18 protein-coding genes are annotated in these 22,524 nt (G+C 35.0%); 6 read left to right on the top strand and 12 right to left on the bottom strand.

Annotated elements, in window-relative coordinates:
- The first annotated feature begins 46 nt into the window (after positions 1-46).
- Positions 47-4,438 (top strand): pectinesterase family protein, encoded by a 4,392-nt coding sequence (locus HNP25_RS00265; protein WP_184128351.1) that lies wholly within the window; start codon positions 47-49, stop codon positions 4,436-4,438.
- Between the two features lie 681 nt (positions 4,439-5,119).
- A complete protein-coding gene (locus tag HNP25_RS00260) occupies positions 5,120-5,314 on the top strand; it encodes a hypothetical protein (RefSeq protein ID WP_184128348.1) in 195 nt (64 codons plus the stop codon).
- Between the two features lie 82 nt (positions 5,315-5,396).
- Here HNP25_RS00260 and HNP25_RS00255 read toward each other — a convergent pair whose 3' ends face one another.
- The 8 genes from HNP25_RS00255 to HNP25_RS00220 all read right to left on the bottom strand — a co-directional run bounded on the left by HNP25_RS00255 (position 5,397) and on the right by HNP25_RS00220 (position 12,310).
- On the bottom strand, positions 5,397-6,464 hold the full coding sequence (locus HNP25_RS00255; RefSeq protein WP_184128345.1) for a serine hydrolase domain-containing protein: 1,068 nt from the start codon (positions 6,462-6,464) through the stop codon (positions 5,397-5,399).
- 15 nt (positions 6,465-6,479) lie between these two features.
- Positions 6,480-7,520, bottom strand: a complete 1,041-nt coding sequence (locus HNP25_RS00250; RefSeq protein WP_184128342.1) for an alpha/beta hydrolase family protein — start codon at positions 7,518-7,520, stop codon at positions 6,480-6,482.
- Between the two features lie 51 nt (positions 7,521-7,571).
- A complete protein-coding gene (locus tag HNP25_RS00245; RefSeq protein WP_184128339.1) occupies positions 7,572-7,970 on the bottom strand; it encodes a hypothetical protein in 399 nt (132 codons plus the stop codon).
- A 50-nt stretch (positions 7,971-8,020) separates the two neighbouring features.
- Positions 8,021-8,788, bottom strand: coding sequence for a sterol desaturase family protein (locus HNP25_RS00240; protein ID WP_184128336.1), 768 nt, complete (start codon positions 8,786-8,788; stop codon positions 8,021-8,023).
- A gap of 112 nt (positions 8,789-8,900) precedes the next feature.
- Entirely contained in the window at positions 8,901-9,680 is a 780-nt protein-coding gene (locus HNP25_RS00235) for a LytR/AlgR family response regulator transcription factor (RefSeq protein ID WP_184128334.1), read from the bottom strand.
- A complete protein-coding gene (locus HNP25_RS00230) occupies positions 9,677-10,699 on the bottom strand; it encodes a sensor histidine kinase (RefSeq protein ID WP_184128331.1) in 1,023 nt (340 codons plus the stop codon). The genes HNP25_RS00235 and HNP25_RS00230 overlap by 4 nt, the downstream gene beginning before the upstream one ends.
- Positions 10,700-11,077: 378 nt before the next feature.
- The gene (locus HNP25_RS00225; protein WP_184128328.1) at positions 11,078-11,617 is read right to left on the bottom strand and encodes a DUF2911 domain-containing protein; all 540 of its coding nucleotides are present in this window, start codon (positions 11,615-11,617) and stop codon (positions 11,078-11,080) included.
- Between the two features lie 117 nt (positions 11,618-11,734).
- Positions 11,735-12,310 (bottom strand): acyl-CoA thioesterase, encoded by a 576-nt coding sequence (locus HNP25_RS00220; RefSeq protein WP_184128325.1) that lies wholly within the window; start codon positions 12,308-12,310, stop codon positions 11,735-11,737.
- Positions 12,311-12,534: 224 nt separating this feature from the next.
- On the opposite strand from HNP25_RS00220, the gene nuoL reads away from it, so the two are divergent.
- Positions 12,535-14,454, top strand: coding sequence for an NADH-quinone oxidoreductase subunit L (gene nuoL, locus HNP25_RS00215; protein WP_184128322.1), 1,920 nt, complete (start codon positions 12,535-12,537; stop codon positions 14,452-14,454).
- Positions 14,455-14,499: 45 nt separating this feature from the next.
- Positions 14,500-16,155: a complex I subunit 4 family protein gene (locus HNP25_RS00210; RefSeq protein ID WP_184128319.1), complete on the top strand. Its 1,656-nt coding sequence runs from the start codon at positions 14,500-14,502 to the stop codon at positions 16,153-16,155.
- On the opposite strand, the gene HNP25_RS00205 is transcribed toward HNP25_RS00210, so the two are convergent.
- Positions 16,156-17,166: a sensor histidine kinase gene (locus tag HNP25_RS00205; protein WP_184128316.1), complete on the bottom strand. Its 1,011-nt coding sequence runs from the start codon at positions 17,164-17,166 to the stop codon at positions 16,156-16,158.
- Positions 17,167-17,239: 73 nt separating this feature from the next.
- Here HNP25_RS00205 and HNP25_RS00200 point away from each other — a divergent pair, with 73 nt between their 5' ends.
- Positions 17,240-18,766 carry an NADH-quinone oxidoreductase subunit N gene (locus HNP25_RS00200; RefSeq protein WP_184128313.1) on the top strand — a complete coding sequence of 509 codons (1,527 nt, stop codon included), beginning with the start codon at positions 17,240-17,242 and terminating at the stop codon, positions 18,764-18,766.
- 2 nt (positions 18,767-18,768) lie between these two features.
- Here HNP25_RS00200 and HNP25_RS00195 read toward each other — a convergent pair whose 3' ends face one another.
- Entirely contained in the window at positions 18,769-19,278 is a 510-nt protein-coding gene (locus HNP25_RS00195) for a phosphoribosyltransferase family protein (protein WP_184128311.1), read from the bottom strand.
- A gap of 242 nt (positions 19,279-19,520) precedes the next feature.
- On the opposite strand from HNP25_RS00195, the gene HNP25_RS00190 reads away from it, so the two are divergent.
- The gene (locus HNP25_RS00190) at positions 19,521-20,078 is read left to right on the top strand and encodes a YcxB family protein (protein WP_184128308.1); all 558 of its coding nucleotides are present in this window, start codon (positions 19,521-19,523) and stop codon (positions 20,076-20,078) included.
- Positions 20,079-20,139: 61 nt separating this feature from the next.
- On the opposite strand, the gene HNP25_RS00185 is transcribed toward HNP25_RS00190, so the two are convergent.
- The gene (locus tag HNP25_RS00185) at positions 20,140-20,679 is read right to left on the bottom strand and encodes a hypothetical protein (RefSeq protein ID WP_184128305.1); all 540 of its coding nucleotides are present in this window, start codon (positions 20,677-20,679) and stop codon (positions 20,140-20,142) included.
- 24 nt (positions 20,680-20,703) lie between these two features.
- Positions 20,704-22,398 (bottom strand): S41 family peptidase, encoded by a 1,695-nt coding sequence (locus tag HNP25_RS00180; RefSeq protein WP_184128302.1) that lies wholly within the window; start codon positions 22,396-22,398, stop codon positions 20,704-20,706.
- Between the last annotated feature and the right edge of the window lie 126 nt (positions 22,399-22,524).

Genomic DNA, 22,524 nt, shown 5'->3' with positions numbered 1-22,524 from the left:
GCATTTTTAACCTTTTTAACGGAAAATATATTCCTGATAAAATCCGATGAAAACTCCTTTATCATTGAGTAAAGGCAAAAAAAGCTTTTTTTTGCCTTTGATACTCCTTTTGCTTTTTTCTTTGACAATCAAGGCTCAACAACTAGCATTTCCAACTGCCGAAGGTGGCGGACGCTTCGCAAAAGGTGGACGAGGCGGAACGGTTTATGAAGTAACCAACCTCAACGATACTGGTGCTGGAAGTTTAAGAGATGCGATTAGTCAGCCAAATCGAACCATCATTTTTAAAGTTTCTGGCGAAATAAAATTAAAAAGTCGATTACAAATCAAACAAAACAACCTAACTATAGCAGGACAAACTGCTCCGGGACAAGGTATTTGTATCACAGGTTATACCGTCAATATTTCTGCATCAGATATTATTATTCGTTATATCCGATGCAGATTTGGTGATGACAATGCCGTTGACGACGATGCGATGAACAGTTGGAACGGTACTCATCAAAACATCATTGTTGACCACTGCTCTATGAGTTGGTCAATTGATGAAACGGGTTCATTTTATGGCATTCGTAATTTTACTTTACAATGGAGTATTCTAGCAGAAAGTTTATTTAACTCTAAACACGATAAAGGCAAACACGGCTACGGCGGTATTTGGGGCGGTGCAAACGCTACTTTTCACCATAATTTATTGGCACATCATACTTCCCGAAATCCACGTTTTGGAGGTACTCGTCCGGGCTATATTCCTTATGACCCTTCTGAAGAATTAGTTGATTATCGCAATAACGTATTATACAACTGGGGAAATATCAATTCATCTTACGGTGGCGAAGGGAGCAGAATTAACATGGTGAACAATTATTATAAACCCGGCCCAGCTACACCGGGGAATTTAACGACAAGTTCTAGTTCCAATAAAAGAAATCGTTTGCTCAATTACTCCAATTTTGTGGTAGATAACGGAACAGACACTACTTGGGGTGGTAAATTTTATATTGATGGCAATGTGGTAGCTGGCTATCCAGATGTTTCGGCAGATAACTGGACAAAAGGTGTACAAAAAGATAGTTATGCAAGAGCCGATGAATTAATAAAAGCCGCCCGACAAAGTGTTCCTTTTGCTACTGCTCCTTTGCGTACTCAAACTGCGGAACAGGCATATTTAACGGTATTGGATAGTGCTGGGGCAATACTTCCACGACGTGATGCTGTTGATGCCAGAATTATTCGTGAAACAAAAAATGGCACGGCTACTTATGAAGGTGCTGGTTATTCAACGGTAAAAGATGCGGGCGTTACCCACCCATCTGGAATCATTGATAGTCCTACTGATGTTGGGGGTGTTCCTAAGTATGGTTCAAATACGCCATACAAAGATGCTGATAAAGATGGTATGGACGACCTTTGGGAAACAGCCAATGGTTTAAATCCCAATAATGCTAGTGATGGAAATATGATTGCATCAAATGGATATACCAATTTAGAAAACTTCTTGAATGGCATTAATAAAGATACTGGAACTGGAGAAATTGCTGGCGGTGCTGCCATTATTGATTTGATGGGCTACGATGCAGTAGTAGCAAAAGACGGTACTGGTTCTTTTAAAACGATTCAAGCTGCGATTGACGCTGCCCCTATTAATGCTACTAAACCTTATAGAATCTTCATTAAAAATGGTAAGTATCTTGAAAAAGTATCAATCGTTACGAATAAAACCTTTATTCATCTCATAGGGGAAAGTGCCGCCAAAACCATTATTTCTTGGAATGATTATTCTGGCAAAGTAAACCCTGCGGGTGGAACTTACGGCACAAGTACTTCTGCTACTTTAACCATTAAGTCGGCAGACTGTTATTTGCAAAATTTAACGGTTGAAAACACCACTGGTGATGCACCACAAGCTTTAGCCATTTCTTTGGAAGGCGATAGAAACGTTGCAAAAAGCTGTATTTTTTTGGGTGGACAAGACACTATTCTAAGTAATGGAGATGGTAAAAGACAATACTTCAAAAACTGTTATATCGACGGTGTGGTCGATTTTATCTTCGGAAGTGCCATTGCTGTTTTTGATTCTTGTATAGTTTATGCAAAAGACCGAGCAGATAGATTATCAGGAAGTTATATCACAGCTGCCAATACACCCGTGACTCAAACTTATGGTTATATTTTCCGAAATTGTATTTTGCCGTCAAACACAGGAGTAACTTCTTACGTGTTGGGCAGACCTTGGCAGAATGATGCTTCAACGGCTGATGTTGCTAAAAAAGGGAACAAAGTAGTTTTCTTGAATAGTATTTACGGCAACAAAATTGTCAAACCAGAAGGTTGGTCAACTTGGGATACTGGTACAAATACATCCATCATTACTTATGCAGAATACAAAAACAAACGCTATGATGGTAGTTTGGCAGATATTAGTAAAAGAGTAACATGGTCAAAGCAATTAAGTGATACTGATGCATCGGCTTATTACGATAATACCAAAGTATTTGGCAATTGGAATCCATGTACTACTACTCCAGATTTTTGTACAACCCCAAAAGCAGAAATTGCTTTGGTAAATATTAAAGTAAACAAAGGAGTAAATCTTTCTACACCTACTTCTTTTGCATGGAACACAGCTTGGGCAATGAAAGACATTCGCTATGAATTGTACAGAAGTACAGACAATAAAGCAACTTTTACGAAGCTCAATGAAACCGTTGCTAGTACGGATACAATCATCAATTTTAGTTTGACAGATGCCGCTCCTGCTGCTGGCAAAACTTATTACTATTTATTAAGAGGAAGCAAAACTGGTTTTAAAGATTTTGTATCAGATACTTTAACCGTTTCAAGTGTTCCAACAATTACGATAGTTGGTACACCCAAAGATTTTATGCAAGGTTTGGGAAAAGCTTCTGCTGCACAAGTGTATAGTTTATCTGCCGAAAACTTAGCCGAAAAACTAAGCATTACAGTCCCTAATAATTTTGAAATTTCTGCTGATGCTGGCAAAACTTGGCTTGGTTCTTCAAGTAATTTTTCCTTGACACCTACCAATGGCAGTATTACTTCAACAAGTATTCAGGTGCGTTTAAATAGTACCCAAGCAGGTACTTTTAGTGGAAATATTCTGCATGTAAGTAAGGATGCAACCAGTAAATCTATCTCAGTAAATGGTTCTACACAAACCGACCCATTACCAATTTCACAGCGTTTGGCTTTTTGGGCAATGAGTTCATCTGATAATGATAGTCTGGCATTAAGAGCTAAAGGTGTATCTGTTGCAAAACCAGTTCTGAAAAAACTTAGCCTTTCCAATAATTCGGTGATTCCTGCATACTCGACATTGCACGGACAAGCCTTTGCTCCTTCAGTTGATGGCGGAGGTTTATGGACGACCGCTGGCGGTGGATTTGGTAATAATTTGAATCGTGGATTATACGAACAATTTGTGCTGAAAGCTTCTTCTGGCTTTTCGGTAAAAGTAGATTCCTTGAATTTAAAAATGTCGTTATATGCCGCAGCAACTGGAAAGTTTGCTATTGTTTATTCTAAAACTGGTTTTAAGGCTGATTCTGCTGATGTTTCAGGCGGCTTGATAAATGGTGTACCTATGCCAAATACTGCCAATGGTGCATTTACCACGCCCACTTTGCCTGTTTCAGAACCTAGTGAAACGGCAACTTTCTACCAATTAGCCCTCAATGGTGCAAACGGAATCAATCTAACAGCGGGAGATTCAATTACTATCAGAATGTATTTTAGTACGGGTAGTTCAAGTGCGGGACGATATGCCAAAATTAAAGATTTGAGCGTGTTGGGTTCTGTCAAAGATTTGAATATTATGAAACCTGTAGAACTTACCATTAGTCAAAACTTACAAGATTTTGTTTACTTGATTGGCGGAGTTCCTGCAAACATCCAAACTTATAATCTTTCAGGCGAAAATCTACTGGGTGAAGTCACGCTGTTGCCTCCTCCTCATTTTGAAATTTCTTTAGATAATACTACTTGGGTGAATGCAGCTTCAAGTTTAAAGCTTTCACCTACGGCAGGAAAATTACCTCAGACAAGTATTGCTGTAAGAATGACAGCTAAATTAATAGGTACTTTTACAGGAAATATTACACATGCTTCGTCGGGTATGAGTGATAAACTAGTAGCCTTAAAAGGAACAGTGAATACTCCTTTAACGATGGAAGAAGAATCTGTCTATAAAATTTCACTTGGGCCAAATCCAGCACAGCAAACTTTAAAAGTATTTCATCCAATAGATAAAGCAAGTTTAACTATCTTAGGAGCAAACGGTCAAAAAATTCAACAAATTGATACACAACACTATTCAACTTTTACCATCATCAACCTTGAACATTTATCTTGTGGTCAATATTTCATTGAATACCTTTCAGACAAACATCGAGCAATATTGAAGTTTATCAAAAACTAACTAATTTATTAGCAAATTGTGATTGATAATTAGAAATAAAAATCTAATTATCAATTACTTGCAAACAATAAAACATCTCTTAAATTGTACTCATTACTTCAGTATCATTTCAAAAATAGCTTTCTGGGTTTAAAAAACAACTGAGATTACTCCCAATGCTAAAAGAATAAATTACGTGTAGCGGTAACCTTTACGGTTACAGTTTCTTATCTCGGCAATTGTCAATCGGTAACTGCAAGAGTTACCGCTACAGGTTTTATCCTGATATATTTTGCACACCTAATTAATTACTGAGTAATCTGCATTCTCTTGGGTTGTCCCAAAAACTACACATTCCTACACGTTTTTCCCCAATTTCTATCTTTTCTTCTTTCAAATCCAAAAAACTTTTTGTGCTTAAAATTTCGGTTTTTCATCACACAATGATGTGAAGGAATCATAGCTCTTATAAAATCAAAACGCTAAAAATCAATAATTTACAACTTAAATAAGCTTTTAAACCAACAAGCGTTTCATCATCCAAGCATTATTCTTTTAGACTCAAAGAGCGAAAACAGACAGATTCAAATTAAGAAATTTAGATTTACAGGTAAATATCCAAAAACGCAAAATTCCAATTCAATTATTCAAATCTTAAACTTATGTCTTATGAAAACTAAAAGAATCCTTATTTAAGCTCTAATGGCTTTCGGAATTGCTACTTTACAATGGTCATGCAGTAAAGATGATGAAAATGTAATGCCAGAAGCAACCGAGCAAGATCCGAATGCTCCTAAAGGGCAATTGAAAGTAATTATTACTGATGCTCCGATTGACAACGCCGAAGTTAATGGTGCTTTTGTAACGATTACAGAAGTAAGATTAGACGGAAAATGATATGATGCTTATCAAGTGCAAGAAATTGCACCACATAAAAACCTCTGATTGCACCGCCAGCATGAAAGGGGTTTTTATATTTTTATAATAACGAAGCTTCAACCAACTTTCTAAGTTCAACGTATTTCTCTTGTCGGCCATCAGATTTTAGGTAAAAGGTCATTAAAAATGCACAGTACTTTTTGTCATTATTAATCCAAGGAAAACTACCAAAGAGTCCCGGACTACTAATTGCACCATTTGCCATCATCCATTCGCCAAAGCCGTATCCCAAGCCACCAGCCTCCGTAGGTGAATGTGCCACTTTTACTTCGGCAGTGATTCTATTAACTTGCATTTCAGCAATACTTTTTTCTGAAAGAATTTGTTTCCCCTGAAAATTCCCTTTGTTCAGAATCATCTTCAAGAAATTCATATAATCATTGGGCGTACTGCTTGCACCACCTGCGGGTAAAGCTACTTTTGCCTTACCAAAATCGGTATTTTTCATCTCAAGTGGTGATGCAATACGTTCGGCAAATAATGTTTCAAAAGATTTTCCACTTATCTTTTCAATTACGGCACCAGCTATCTGCAAACCTGTATTACTGTAACGAAATACTTTCCCTGCTTGTCCTTCGATTGGATATTGAGCAATCTGTTCGATGGCTTCATCCATACTACCGATGGCTCTGATTTCTTTCAAGTTTTCTCTTAAATCTGGCGATAAAATTCCCGTTGTATGCGATAAACATTGTTTTATCGTAATTGCACCTTTGCCATTTTTAGAAAGTACAGGCAAAAATTTCCCGACAGTATCCGTAAGTTTTAGTTTGCCTTCATCCACAAAAGTCATCACTAATGCTGCACTCAGCCATTTGCTACAACTAGCAATGGGTTGTTTTGAATTAGCAGTATAATCACTAAAATCTGCTGTTTTACCCTGACGGGAAGCAATCAATTTGCCAAGTATTTTCTGCCTATTATTCATCTGATTCACAGCATGACTATATACTATTTTGCCATCTTGATAAACCATTAAAATAGCTCGTCCGCCCATGTCATCAACATTGTTTTCAAGCCATTGATTGAGTTTAGCGTATTGTTCTTGTGCAAAAGCATTTCCTGCTAAACCAAAGAACAACCACAGCAATAAAATATTCTTTTTCATGATTTTGGGAGTCAATCAATTACAATTTAATATTCTTGGGTTTTCAACACTTCCACAACGAAACTCGTATTTACTTTGGTTGTATTTCGGACTGGGATTATCAGTTACTTCTAAAGCTGTCATTATTTCTCCTTTATAACTGGGCATTGTTATTTGTTCTGATGCTCCATTTCCCAAAGCTGTTTTTTTAGCCGCTTGGTTATTATTAAAACTATAGTCTATCAAGGCATCCAACAAACGATAAACGCCATAGTAATCAAGTGCATCGTAAGCACTTCTGGTGTTTGGCAAATTATGATAAGTATGATAGGTATAACCAGCAATTATTGAGGGTTTTATATAGATAAAATCCTTTTCTGTATCTGCAATATTAATATGTTTGAAAATATCAATCGCCATACGATGGTCATTAAAAATATCTTCATCATACACTTGCGTAATCATTTTGGTATTGGCTGGAAAACTTTGTAATTGTTGTGGCGTAATCTGAAAATTATACCAAGGTGCCATTGTGAATAGGAAACGACCATCTTGTCCCCAACCATTTTCGGTAAAAGCTTTATAACTTAAACCAATTGAAGCCCCTCCGCCAAAAGAATGTCCCATAAAACCTACTTTCTTGGTATCAATAATTTGTGGATAATCTGCAACTGCCTTTGAAAATCCTTCCCATAATGTATTATAACGAGCATCAATACTTACACCTATGGTTGGGTAAGGAACAAATACTACAACGTATCCTTTCTTGGCTATAAATTCAAAAAGTCCTCTGTTATATTCTTTCACTTCTCCACCATAAGGATGTGAATAAAAAATGGTTGGTCTGGCAGAATTTACTCCATCTGGATAAAAAATGCTAACCGAAGTACCAGCATACAAGGGATTAGGAAAACTAATTTCTGCTACTTTGTAAGTTCCATCAGCACCATAACCTGATGTTGGGCGTGAAATTGGCCCTTGCAAATCATCATCAATTGGCTCAGTAACGTCGGTTTCTTCAACTTTTGAACAAGATAATATTATCATCAGGTTGATTAAAAATAGGATTGCTTTCATTTTTTTGGATTAATAGAAGAGGTTTTATGGAATAATTTAATTGCTGTAAGCTTATTGATTACGCATTTTTTCCTTCATTTTATCTTGCAATTCGTCTTTAATTACTTCGTATTGCTTGAACTGTTCTTTACTAAATACTTTTTTGAGTTCAGCTTCTTTTTCATTTTGATTCGATTTTAACTGTCGAAACTTAGCCAATTTACCATCGCTACTTTTCATAATTGGTTCGTTTTTCAAGGCATATTTGAGGTTAATATCCTTTACTTTTTGTACTTGAACAGAATCAAGATGAAGTTTTTCTTTCATCCATTCTGTCTGAAAACTGGCTCTTTCTTCTGCCGAACTTCCTTTAAGTTTTCCAGTACCTTGTGCAAAAGATGATTGAGAAATCAGTAAAAACATCAAAGCAAATACGGTTAATACGATTTTGAAATTTGGGTAATTTTTCATGATTTTAGTTGAATGAATTGTGAATATTTGATTTAGATTTATTATTTACTTTATTTGAATTTTAACATTTTGAAATAGTCTATAAAACCTTGTAATACTAATTTGAAGGGATTATAACTTAAAAATCCTGTGGTTAAACCGTACTGTACTTTTTCTGTTTCTGGCTGATAAGTACCAAAAAGTCTATCCCAAATAATGAGTACTCCCCCAAAATTTTTATCAATATACATGGGGTTACTGCCGTGATGCACCCGATGGGAAGAAGGCGTATCTAACACCTTTTCAACAAGTCCCAATTTCCCTACAACTTCGGTGTGTAGAAAGAATTGATACACAAGATTTAAGGCATAAGAGAGTACGATAAAGTCGGCTGGCAATCCCAATAATACGGCTGGTACAAAAAACAGTGGACTAACAATTGCCGAAAACCAATTCAGCCGATAAGCTGCTGTGAGGTTCATTCGCATGGCTGAATGATGTACTTGGTGAAATGCCCAAAGTGGTTTCCAAAGATGTGATGCCCGATGAAACCAGTAATAAATAAAATCTGTGACGAAAAAAGTCAGCAGAAAAATAATCAATGTGTGTGGCAACGTCGCAAAAGAATATTTTGCAAAAAAGCCTAAAGTACTTAGCTGATAACCCGCAAACAAGTATTTTGAAAACTGAAAACCCATGAATATCGTCATATTGGCAAGGGTTTCCTTTAGTTCATAAGCCGCTTTTTGTTTTTTCCAACTCCAAATAATCTCTGCACTTATCAGCAGAAAAATAAATAGAAGTATGTAAATGCGAAAAGGTTCTATTGAATGTTTCATCTTCTTAGGATTAAATACGATGTAAATTTGGCTAAGAAAAAGAATACATATCAGCGAAAAACAGGTGAAACTGACAAACTGAGGGATGAAGTGTTTTAATACCAGAATTAGCTTAATTATTCATCCAATTTTTAAAAACTGATACTCTTACTTTACTAATTAAGATGTGTTCAGTAGGTTCGGGTTTTACTTTTACAGAAAGGCGACCATTGAAGTAAAATTCAATTTCAAGAATAGCCTTGCGATTGACAATAAATTGACGATTCGCCCTGAAAAATAGTGCTGGGTCGATTTGCTGTTCTAATTGTTCCATCGAAAACTCCATGATGTACTGCTTATCATCTAAAGTATGAGCATATACAATTTCGTTGCTGGTATAAAACCAAGCAATTTTAGCTGTTTCTAAAGGCAATAACTTATCTCGATGATGAACAAGGAAAGATTTTTTATAGGATTTTAGTCCAGCATTTACATTGTCCAACAATTGGGCTAACTTTTTCCCGTCCAATTCCTGTTCAGAAGGTTTTGTTAGGTTTTCAAACTTAGCTAAAGCTTGCTCAATTTCCTGTTCGTCAAATGGTTTCAGGATATAATCAATGCCATTATTTTTAAATGCTTGAATGGCGTAATCATTATAGGCAGTCACAAAAATAACTGGACGATTGATGTTTACTTTTTTAAAGATGTCGAACGATAAACCATCCGCCAATCTGATGTCCATAAAAACTAAATCGTATGGTGATTGATTGTTCTCGAACCAGTTTATCGCTTCGCTTACACTTTGGAGTATCGCTAAAATGCTGATTTTTTCGTTCAGATTTTTCAATACATATTCCAAATTTCGGGCAGTGACGACCTCATCTTCTACCAATACTAAGCGTAATTCTTTCATATTTTGATAGGCAATTTAACGCTAAAGGATTCTTTTGTTTTTTCAATCTCAATGTCAGCATTGAAAAGTAATCTAAAACGCTCATTCAGATTAACCAAACCTATACCAGTACTACCTTCGGGCGTTGTTATTTCTTGCAAATTATTACTCACAATTAGCCATTTCCCTTCCGTATAAATACGAACAGACAAAGGTTTTTCAAGCGTGGTAATATTATGTTTGGCAGCATTTTCCAATAAAGGCTGTAAAGATAAATGGGGAATCATTGCTGAATAAAATGGTTCATCTATATCTATCAACACACTAAAGGCATTTTCAAAACGCATTTTGATAAGTTGTTCGTAAGATTTGAGCGAACTAAGTTCTTCTTCCACCGTAACCAAACTTGTTCCAGCACGCACCAAGGCATGACGAAATACTTTGGAAAGATGGACAATATAAAATTGTGCCAATTTGGGATTTTCCCTAACGATGCCTGATAAACTACTGAGGGAATTGAATAATAAATGTGGATTGAGTTGTTCTTTCAATAACTCCAACTGAGCTTCCAAGTAAAGGCTTTTCAATTGCTCATGTTCATTGTCTTTGCGTTTACTTTCTCGGAGCAATAAAATTATCTTAACAATAATGGCAACAAGTAATGTACTCAATCCAAAACGAGCTAAATAACCAGCACGCACAACACCATTCAGATGATTTTCGGCAAATAAATGCGACTGCACCCATGTACCAACCATGATAGCCAAAAGCACCGCAAAAGCATTGAACAAGTAATACAAACCATATTTCTTTTGCTCACGAATTTGTGCAAAACTTCGGTAAGGATTTAGATTAAGGTAAAAAAGTAATCCACAAAATGCCAAATTATACAACAATTGAAAACTGTATTCGGCAAAATCAAATTGCCAGTAGCGAGCAATAATACCTTTCTCCCTCAAAGCCAACAAACGAGTAGCGTTAACAAGCAAGGCAATCAATAGCGAGCTATACCAACATATCCATTTTTCATTTTTATCCATGCTTTAAATTACTAAAAAAAATCAACTGAATAAGTTTAGCAATTGGTTGAAGCTGAAAAAATTGGGGGTGAAGTGTTTAAGATGAAAGATAAAATATTTCATTTACTATTGATGAGGGAGTGTTTTTAATATAGCTATTGATATAAAAAGAGTCTCCCGACATACTTCAAGTATATTGAGAGACTCCTTTTTGAGGTATTTTGCGGTAATTTATATCTCACGAGATACTTGAAGTATATCACGAGATACTTTTTTGCGGTATTTTGCGGTATTTAGTATCTATCGACATACTCAAAGTATATCACGAGATACTTCAAGTATGTCAAAACCGAAGAAAACCGCAAAATGTTTATTTTTTGATTTCGATGCAAAATGAAACTACTGAATCGGAACGCTTACAATTGTAGTATCCCAATGTAAAATCATATCAACGCCTACTTCTTTTTCATTGAAATCAATCGTAAATTTTTCTGCGTTATCTGTTGTTTGTGTAGATGGAGCTGGTACTCTCAAAACGTCTTTATTTTCATCATAAGATAAACCCCATTGCCCAACTTCAGCATTGAAAATGATTGTCCAATCTCCTTTTTCTGGAATGGTAAAGAGCGTATATGTACCTGCTTTGAGTAATTTTCCTGAAATTGTTACATCTTTTGAAAACTTAATGACTGTTGCTTCGTTCGCTCCAGTTCTCCACCACTTTCCATAAGGTACGAGGGCTTTTTCTGAATCTGTTCCGAAAATCAATCTGCCTTTTTTGGAAGGCTGACAATAATCTACGGTAATACTTAAACCATTTTTTTCGTATGATGCCGTTGAAGATGGACTAAATGATTTGGTATAGTAAAATCTAAATAAAACTGCTACAGAAGCTAAAATTGCTAGGATAATCAGGATAACTCTTAATATTTTCATCATGAATTCTCAATTAGAGAGATTTGGAAACAGTAGGTTGTGATAAATTTGGAATCAATTTTGTAAAAATACGCCATTTTATCTTGGCTTCAAAATGATTCCAAACACCTAATAATTAATTTATATCCACTCGCTCTGCATATCTTTTTCACGTTTTACAATACAACGTTCGGCATCTAATAAATGTAAGTTTTCGTCAATTTCCATACAAGTTTTGGCATCGTGTAACAACTCTTTGTACGAACTCTTGATTTCTTTACGTTTCAGTGCCTCCAAAAATCTACGAATATCTTCATCACTTTCTAAAATCAATGGTGGAACAGCCGTCAATTTTCCGTGGTCATCTTTGGCAACCATCGTAAAATAAGAAGTATTCGTATGTTTTACACTTGCCGTTTTGATGTTTTCGGCCACTACTTTTATACCAACAATCAAAGAACTATTACCCACATAATTCACAGAAGCGTGCAATGAAACAAGCTCTCCTACTTCTACGGGTTGTTTAAATTCAACATTATCTACCGATACCGTAACCACATAAGTTCCCGAATGCTTGGCTGCACATACATAAGCCACCTTATCCATCAATGATAATAAAATTCCTCCGTGAATTTTCCCTCCAAAATTAGCATAAGAAGGAATCATTAACTCTGTAATGGTCGTTCTTGAGTAGTTTACTGTTTTTGCGTTATCCATTGTATTAAAGGTATTTGGTTAGTAAAGACTGTTAAAAACAAAGTAAGGAGATACGATTAATGACTCATAAATATCAAATATTCTGACATTACTCCACAAACTTAGTGGGTTTTATCTAAATTCAATTAGGAGTAAATACATTTTGACCCGTATATTTGCACAAAAATTGAAATTTTCCAAGAAAATCTCTACGAAGAAGTACAAATCCTTCGTAATTAAGCTATATGAATCCTTCCACTTTGATTTGGCTCATTTTATTAACCCCACTCGCAGGGTTTATTGTGCCAATTCTGTTGGGTAAAAAATATAATGCTACAGCTGCTTGGCTGAGCATCGCTTTAACAGGGCTCAACCTTATTTTTTCAATCTTACTGCTTCGTCAAAATCTGCACATTGCCAATCCTCATTTAGTTTTCAATTGGTTTATACTCGGCAAAGAATCTTACTCTTTTGGTTTCTTAACAGATTCGCTGACTTTAATGATGCTGATATTGGTAAACTTTATTGCTTTACTGGTACAGATTTTCTCGTTAGAGTATATGGAAAAAGAACCTGACCAATATCGTTACGTCGGATTTTTAAGTCTTTTCGTATTCTCGATGTTGGGTATCGTTTTGACCGATAATTTATTGGTAATGTATGCTTTTTGGGAATTGGTAGGTTTGAGTTCATACTTATTGATTGGTTTCTGGTATCAAAAACCAGAAGCCGTGAATGCTTCCAAAAAGGCTTTTTTGGTGAATCGTGTAGGTGATGTTGGTTTTTTACTAGGGATTTTTCTTGCCTATTACTTGTTTGGTCTTAGCAATTTTCTGTCATTTAGTACCGAAATGGCGAATGTTTCAGATACTTCGCTAGTACCAGTAGCAGGCTTATTGCTTTTCTGTGGATGTATCGGTAAATCTGCACAATTTCCATTACATACTTGGTTGCCAGATGCCATGGAAGGTCCAACGCCCGTTTCGGCATTGATTCATGCCGCCACGATGGTTGTCGCTGGAGTTTATTTATTGGCTCGCATTCATCCATTATTGGGTTTTGATGAATCTGTGATGGTAGCTTCTGTGGGCTGTATAACGATGTTGATGGGTTCGGTTTATGCCATTTTTCAAACAGATATTAAAAAGACTTTAGCTTATTCTACCATTTCGCAAGTAGGTTTGATGGTGGTTGGCTTGGGTTCTGATGCGTCTATTTTCCATTTATTAACCCATGCTTTCTTTAAAGCTGGATTATTTTTGAGTGCTGGTTCAATTATCCATGCACTCCATCATGTCGGACATGACTTTGATGCCCAAGATATGCGTCTGATGGGAGGTTTACGAAAAAGATTGCCTTTTACTTTTGTTTGTTACATCGTCTGTTCCTTGGCTTTGGCAGGGATTCCATTCTTTTCTGGATTTTTATCGAAAGATTCTATTCTTGCACAAGTAATCGCACAGGCGGAACAACATCAGAGTTTAGCACTACAAGTAATTTCTGTGGTATTTTTTATCGGTATTTTGTTATCTGCATTTTACATGACTCGTCAGGTTTGGATGATTTTCTTTGGTGAATTCAGAAACGAGAAAGCAGATGAATTTGCCATTCATGAAGGTTCTTGGAAAATCACTTTTCCTATCGGTTTATTAGCCATTTTATCGCTTGGTTTTGTATTCACTTTCAACCCACTCAATGCAGAAAGTGCTTGGTTTTGGGAATTTATGAAACCTGAAATGATAGAAAAATCAAGCGAAAACCACTGGGTTGCTTACCTCTCTACAGCTTTGGCTTTTGCAGGAATCGCTTTAGGATATGTATCAAGAAATAAAGTATTTGAATTTACTGTACCAACGTTGGATGTTCTCTATCAAAAAGTATTTGTTAATCCTGTGTTGAAATTATCAGCATGGTTACAAATATTTGACAAAGATTTTCTTGATAGATTCGTGAATATATTTGCAAAATTACAAGTATTGATTGCTAATATGATTGCTTGGTTTGATGCCAAATTTATTGATGGCATTCCGAATACAATGGCATTTTTTGCTGGACTCATCGGAAAAATTACTCGCTCAGTGCAAGCGGGTAAAGTACAACTTTATGTAGCCATGTCGTTTTTAGGCTTGATTGCATTGGTAATTTTTATCGTTTTTTCATCTTGATATTGCGTTTGATACTCTATCAAACACAATTTTTCTTATATCATTATGCCCATTTTATCAGTACTAATATTTTTACCATTGATTGCTTCGTTGGTTGTGGCTTTTTCTCCAGACCAATTCAAGGCGTATTTCAAATGGTTTACGCTAGGCGTTACAGCGATAGAATTAGCGATTTGTATTTACTTATACCAAAATTTTAACCACGATGTTGCCGATTATCAATTCCTTGAACAATTGGATTGGATAACGCTACCATTGGGAAATTTGGGGATTGGTTCTATCGACTACCTTTTGGGTGTAGATGGTATCAGTATGCCTATGGTTTTATTGACGGGCATTGTGATGTTTGTAGGTGCTCTTTCTTCTTTCCAAATTGAACAAAAAGAAAGAGGTTATTTTTCACTTTACTTGTTATTGACAGGTTCGGTGATTGGCTGTTTTATGGCTTTGGATATGTTTTTGTTCTACCTTTTCTTTGAATTCATGCTTTTACCAATGTACTTTTTGATTGGTATTTGGGGCGGACCAAGAAAAGAATATGCTTCTATCAAATTTTTCCTTTATACTTTATTTGGCTCTATTTTTATCTTAATTGTGATGATTGCCCTTTACCTTTCTGTAGTTGACCCAGTAGAAACGGCTGTCAGAATTGGTTTAATTAATGATGTTTCGGAAATCACGCCACAAATTATTACAGAAGTACAAAACTTATTGAAAGACCTAAAAATTCCTTCAGAGCAAATTGTACATACTTTTGATTTAAGATTTATGCCAGATGCAGGTAATTTCCTTCCTGATTCTTGGTTAAATATTTTATCAGGAACACAGATTTTCAGTTTCTCGGCTCGTGCTTTAGCTTTTATTTTATTGATGATTGGCTTTGGTATTAAATTACCAGCCGTGCCAGTGCATACTTGGTTGCCAGATGCTCACGTAGAAGCACCAACACCAGTTTCGGTTGTACTTGCAGGTATTTTATTAAAAATTGGTGGCTACGGATTTTTAAGAATTGCTTATCCAATTTTTCCAGAAGTAGCGACAGAATACGCTTTTGTAATTGTAGCCTTTGGCGTATTATCCATTATTTACGGAGCATTCAACGCTTTAGCCATGAATGATTTGAAGAAAATGATTGCTTACTCTTCGGTTTCGCACATGGGTTTCGTACTCTTAGGTATTGGTTCATTAACTAGCGAAGGTATTAACGGAGCGGTATATCAAATGTTTTCGCATGGAGTGCTTTCGGCAATGTTATTTTTATTGGTGGGGGTTTTATACGACCGCACACACGACCGCCGCATTGATAGCTATCAAGGTTTAGCCAATAAAATGCCACTATATACAGCCATGACGGCTATTGCCTTTTTTGCCTCATTGGGTTTACCTGCATTTTCTGGTTTTATTGGCGAAGTTTTCACGCTGATGGGCGGTTTTAATAGTCCATTAATTCCAAGATGGTTAACAGCAATTGCTGCCTTTGGTTTGGTATTAGGTGCTGGCTATTTTCTTTGGACTTTGCAACGAATTTTCTTTGGAAAATACTGGGTAAGACAATTTGAAGGAACTTTAGAAGACTTAACTTTTAGAGAAAAATCAATGCTTTATCCTTTAGCAATCTTAGCTTTTGTATTTGGTATTTTTCCTCATCTCATTTTTGATTTGACGAATGCTACCATTTCTGAACTATTAAAATTATTTTAACTAATAAGGCATTTTAATAATGGCTGATACTTTTCCTTGAGTATTTACAATTTTCAATGAAGCATTATCGCCATATTGCAATTCTAGGCGTTTTTTTAGGTTCTCTAATCCAATACCGCCCTCATTACTTTTAGGTCTTGGATCAAAAATACCAGAATTTTCAACACTCAAAATGATATAACCTTTTTCTGTTTTGGCAATGACCCTGATATGTCCGCCAGATTTTAATTGTCCTATTCCGTGTTTTACAGCATTTTCTAAAAGTGTATTCAAGGTCATTGGCATAATTAAAATATTTCCAATGTCTTCTTGAATCTGGAAATCATACTCTAGTCGAGTATCAAAACGGAGTTTTTCAAGAGAAAGGTAATTTTCAGCCAAACGAAGTTCTTCACTCAATGTAGCTTTTTGTTGTTCACCAAGGTTCAAAGAAAGCCTGAGTAAATCAGACAATTGAATGATAGATTCACGAGCTTGAACATTATCAATAAGTGTTAATGCTTTAATACTATTCAAAGCATTGAATAAAAAATGAGGATTTAACTGTTTTTTAAGGCTTTCAAGCTTTGATATTCTTAATTCGTTTTCTGTTTGAGACTCTCTTTGTTTTCTATCTTGATAAATGCTTAGGAAACGATACAAATGAAAAAACATAAACCAAGGCCATACTTTCCATACGTTTTTTAGAAAAACTACGATGAAAGCTCCAAAAGTATGATCTGGATAATTAAACAGTTGATAGTCGATAACGGTATAAATTGAGCCTATAGACAAACCTCCAACAATTGGGAAGAGTGCATATTGAAGATGAGTAATATCATCAGGATGAAATCGACCGAGTATGACTTTATAAAAGTGGCTCGAAATTAGTCCAGAAAAAAAATAAAGTAAAAGATAAATAGTTTTAGTAGATTGGCTGAAATCAGCAAATTCAATATGTTGAATGGAAAGAAGTGTAACAATTGTCCAACATATCAATTGAATCAACCAGTAGAATTTAGTTTTATTCATAATTTATAAAATTGAAGTTATACTCAAAAATACTAACAATAGTAGAATAAAACACGTTTGCGAAGAAAAAATAATGACCAAAAAAATATACTTAGCCGATTTACTTGAACATATTCTCGAAAGTCTGAATATTATTTCTCCAGAAGTATTTTTAGGAGCAGTCTTTTTACTCCTTATTATTGCTGAATTATTCCTTTATAAATACGCTTCTCAAAAGACTGATTTATCTGAAAGTACCAACGAAAATACTTATCAAAATACTTTGTGGGGTATAACTTTAATTTCTGTTTTAATCGCTCTCAATCAAGTAATCTTACAATTTTCGAATACAAACGATACTTTTCTATTTGGCGAAATGCTAATATTAGATAGCAAAGCTATTTTCTTTAAAGCATTAAATACACTTTCTGTTTTTTTTCTATTGGCTCATATTTATGTTTCAAAAAGAAAGTACGCTGGAGAATTCTACCCTTTAGTGATTAGTGTTTTGATTGGACTGAATTTAATGACAATGTCAGTCAATTTATTAATGATTTACCTTTCTATCGAAATCGTTTCTATTTCATCCTATATTCTTACAGCATTTAATAAAACCAGAAAAGCTGCTGAAGGTGGTTTGAAATATATACTTTTCGGTGCAGCTGCTTCGGCAGTTATGCTTTATGGAATGTCATTATTATATGGCATGACGGGCACTTTAAACATTGCTTCGCCAGATTTTTCAAGAGGAATTGCTCAAACAGATAATATTGCCTCAACCATTGCGATTGTACTGACACTTTGTGGGTTTTTATTTAAAATATCAGCCAGTCCATTTCATATCTGGACGCCAGATGTGTATCAATCTGCCCCAACGCCAATTGTTGCTTTCTTTGCTGTTGCACCCAAAATTGCGGCTTTTCTTGTCATTATTCGTTTTTACTCTGCTGTTCCTAACGACTTGCAAGTACTTACTGCTGTAATCGCTTTGGCAAGTATTACTTTCGGAAACTTCTCGGCTTTATGGCAAAAAGATACCAAAAGACTACTGGCTTATTCAACCATTGCTCATACAGGTTTTATGTTGATTGGTTTAGTAACGCTTTCTGAATTGGGAGTAAAAAGTGTAGTTTTTTACTTAATTGTAAGCTTGTTTACTAATTTTTCAGCCTTTTTATTGATTGATTTAGCGGCTAATAGAACAGGAAATGATGTTCCAGAAAGTACTTCAAAATTTGCTATCGACAATTTTAAAGGTTTAGGAAGAATTAATCCTCTATTCGGAATACTCGTAGTAATCGTGATGATTTCATTGGCGGGCTTACCTCCTACTGCTGGTTTCTTTGCGAAACTCAACGTATTTTCAGCACTTTGGGAAGCCTACCAATTATCGGGAAGACAAATCTTATTATTACTCTTCGCTTTTGGCTTGTTGAATACAGTAATTTCTTTATTCTTCTATTTAAAAATTCCTTTCTTAATGTTTTTTAAAGAAAGTGAAGAAGGACAAACTTTTCAACTTAGCACTGAGCAACTGGCTTTGGCAATACTATTAGTTTTACCAATTTTATTGTTATTTTTTAAAGCAGATTGGTTGATGAATATCATCAGTCAACTGTAAATTTATTTAAGATAAACGCCCATTCTGCTTTCGTCGTCTAGCACGACAGAGACATATTCGCTTAAAGTTGTTGAAAGTTCATAACCTACATAGTCTGCCATGATGGGAAAACGACGGTAATTTCTATCAACAATTACTGCTACTTGAATGCGTTTTACTGGAATACTTAAAAAAGGCGACAAAGAGTAAGCCAATGTTCTACCACTATTTAGTACGTCGTCAACAACGATAATGGTTTTACGTTCTAAGAATCTTTCGTCACAATCAAACTCAACTGGACTTTCGTAAGTAACATCTTTATCTACATCAATCAACACCGCACTGGCTTCAATTGGTGAAATTTCTTTCAAGGTACTTGCCAATAATTTAGCAAAAGCATGACCTTGCCCTCTGATTCCAGCAATGACAATATCCGACTCCTCAAAATTATTTTCATAAATTTCAAAAGCAATTCTTCTAATTTTTTGAAGTACTTGTGTCTGACTCAGGATTTGGCTTTCGATAAGTTCCATAATTTACAATGCTTGAAAAGTCTTGGATATTTATTCATTAAGATGTTAAAATTAGCATTCAAAAATACCTAAAACAAATCATTAAAGGTAATTTACCCATAATTTCATCTTGTACTTAAATTAATTACAGCCCAATAATTCTATGATGAAATCATTAATTTGATGCTGATAAAGCTCTTCACTACAAAACTTCCTTATTTTTTGTACCTTTGTGTTCTGAATCACCAAATTTTATTATAGACATGGCAAAAGGATACGCTCAGTCACAACAAAGACGAGTACAACAACCAATTCAATCAAATCCATTAGCAATCAAAACCAAAAAGTTTGCCCTTGAAAAAAATAAATTCATCGGAATAAACATGATGCAACTCATTAAAAATCAATGGTATTGGGGATTTGTGCCTTTAGCATTAATTTTTATCAATGTAATCGTAAACCTTACTGGTGTTTATCATAATTACTGGATTTATGTGTTGACGATTATTGGAGCATTAGCTTATTTGATTTTCTGGGCAATTCAATTTACAGGTGTTACGCAATTAGAACAATACAAACAGCTTTTTAGTAAATACCGTTACGAAATTGATAGTCGCCAGATTTTGATGAAATTGAATGACACTGAAGGAGGCGTTATTAAATGGGATATGATTAAAAATGCTAGAAAAACCAAAGAAGCATTTATCTTAGATATGGGTCAATATCAGTTTATTTACTTGCCATTCACAGTATTTAATAATGATAGCGATAAAAAATTATTAGATAGAATTTTGAAAGACAAAGGATATACGATTGACTAATCTGACATTCAATTTTTAATAAAAATCCCCTATAAACTTGGTTTTCAGGGGATTTTTATTGTTAAGTAAACTCTTTTAAAAACTCTTTATAGTTAAAGAATATCCAGAAAATATACATAACAGTTGTTACTCCTATTATCAATAAACAAGCCTTGAGAGACGAAAAAATAACGTCTTCTTTTATTGATTCATAGGCTAAATCTTTACATGATATATTTTGTTCAGGATTACTTGCTAGGTATTGCACACAAATTGTTTGACCAATTTGTCCCTCGTAACTTTTAAATGTTGTACCTACATAACTTTCACCAGAAACAGAGAATTTAAACTCTCCAAGATAACCAGTACTTCTTCTTAATGAACTCTTCTTTCTAACAATAACCGCTCTAGTTTCAACAGGATTTTTTAAAACAGCATCTCTGACCGAATTTCTGTCAACTACTTGAAATAAAAGTATAACAAAAATAAACAGAGAGATACCAATCCAAAGTAAAAACATAAAACGAATAAATGATTTTACTTTATCCCAATTTAGTTTTCTACTTTGCCGTTGTGACTTTGCATTCTCTCTAATTAATGCTCTTTTTAATCTCCTATTCAATGTTGCAAGTTTAATAAGATATTTCTACTGTTTACCCGAATGCGTCAGGGTTTCAACCATTTCTCCACGAGCTAGTTTTTCTGCTTTTTCAAAGTTTTGTAATGCTTTTTGAACTGTTTCATCGAAAGACATCAACACTTGATAATATTCATTATTTAATGTTCTGTTGGTTTTTCTTTGCCAAATATTTCTAGCTACTAAAGCTTTTACTTGTCCTCGGATATAATTGGCAGAACGCTCATAATCTTTGGCTGAATATTTAATTTTTGCTTGTGTTGCCAGTTTTTGTAAATCTGCCATCATGACATCTGTTACTACAAATTGTTTTGAAAAATCTTTGAAACTAAGTTTATCTAAAGTTTTCAAATTGTTGTTTGCATAATTCAAGGCATATTCTCTGATGACATTCTTGCTAAACAATTCGGTTAAATACTTAGAATAATAAGTAGTGTCTCTTGCCACAAATACATCTGGTGTAATACCTCCGCCACCATACACTGTTCTTCCTGCAACTGTTTTATACTTTAGTTTCTCATTAAATTTGATACTGTCAGAACTAAAAAACTCTCCGCTTTTTATTCGTTGTTCATAGTCTTTTTCGTAATCTTCTTCTTTTCCTAAAGCGTATGGTTTTTGAATACTTCTACCGCTTGGCGTGTAATATCTCGAAATGGTCAATCTCAATTCTGAACCATCATGCAAAGTAATTGGCATTTGTACCAAACCTTTTCCAAACGAACGTCTGCCGACAATCAAAGCACGGTCATTATCTTGTAAAGCTCCTGCTACAATTTCAGAAGCCGAAGCACTGTTTTCATCAACTAATACAATCACTGCTCCTTTTTCAAAAATACCTTCTTGACGAGTAAATGTTTGCGAATCAAACTTTGTGCCTTTTCCATCTGTGTAAACAATCAGTCTATCGTCAGATAATAATTCATCAACCATTTTCTCGGCACGGTCTTTATATCCTCCTGGATTTCCACGCAAATCAAGTACTAATCTTTTCAAGCCTTGCGATTTCAAAGAAGTTAACGCCTTCTTGAATTCATCATAAGTAGATTCTGTAAAACGGTCAACTTTGATATATCCCGTTTGGCTATCCAGCATAAACCCTGCATTGATTGAATAAGAAGGAATTCTATCACGAGTAACGGTAAAAGTTCTGACTTTACTTTCACCATTTCTTACAATTTCTAGGTTTACTTCACTGCCTCTTGGCCCTCTGAGTTTACTAAATATCAAACTTGAATTTACTTTTTGCCCAATCAATGAAACACCATCTGCTTTAATCAATCGGTCGCCACTTTTGATACCTACAGCATCTGATGGCCCACCTACCATCGCATTAACCACATAGACGGTATCATTAAAAACATTGAATTCAATACCAATGCCATCAAAACCCGATTCCAATTGTGAACGTGCCGCTGCTACATCTTCTGTTGAAAAGTAGGAAGTATGTGGGTCTAATTTCTCTAACATTTTTTTGATAGAAAACTCTACTAAAGAATCTGTACTGACAGAATCTACATAATTGGTTTCAACCAAAGAAAGTACTTCACGATACTTGGCAATACCTTTGGCTACATTATTCATCCTCGACTGACCACCAAAGAAATTGGCACCAACAAGCATACCTATCACCAAAGTAAAAGCAATGATAATTGGGATTCTGACACTCATTGGAGAATTATTTACGGGCTTATTTTCCTTCATCTTTTAAACAAAAAATTATTTTAACAACAAAATACCAATAAATTCTTAAAAAGCATATAATATTCTACCTTTTTCAGCAGGAATAGGTTTTTTAATAACGATGAATCCTTTCGGAAAATATTTGCC

It is taken from the genome of Arcicella rosea (genome assembly GCF_014204325.1).
GTDB lineage: Bacteria > Bacteroidota > Bacteroidia > Cytophagales > Spirosomataceae > Arcicella > Arcicella rosea_A.
The sequence above is the reverse complement of the archived record's forward strand: the minus strand, read 5'-3'. Positions and strand labels throughout refer to the sequence as shown.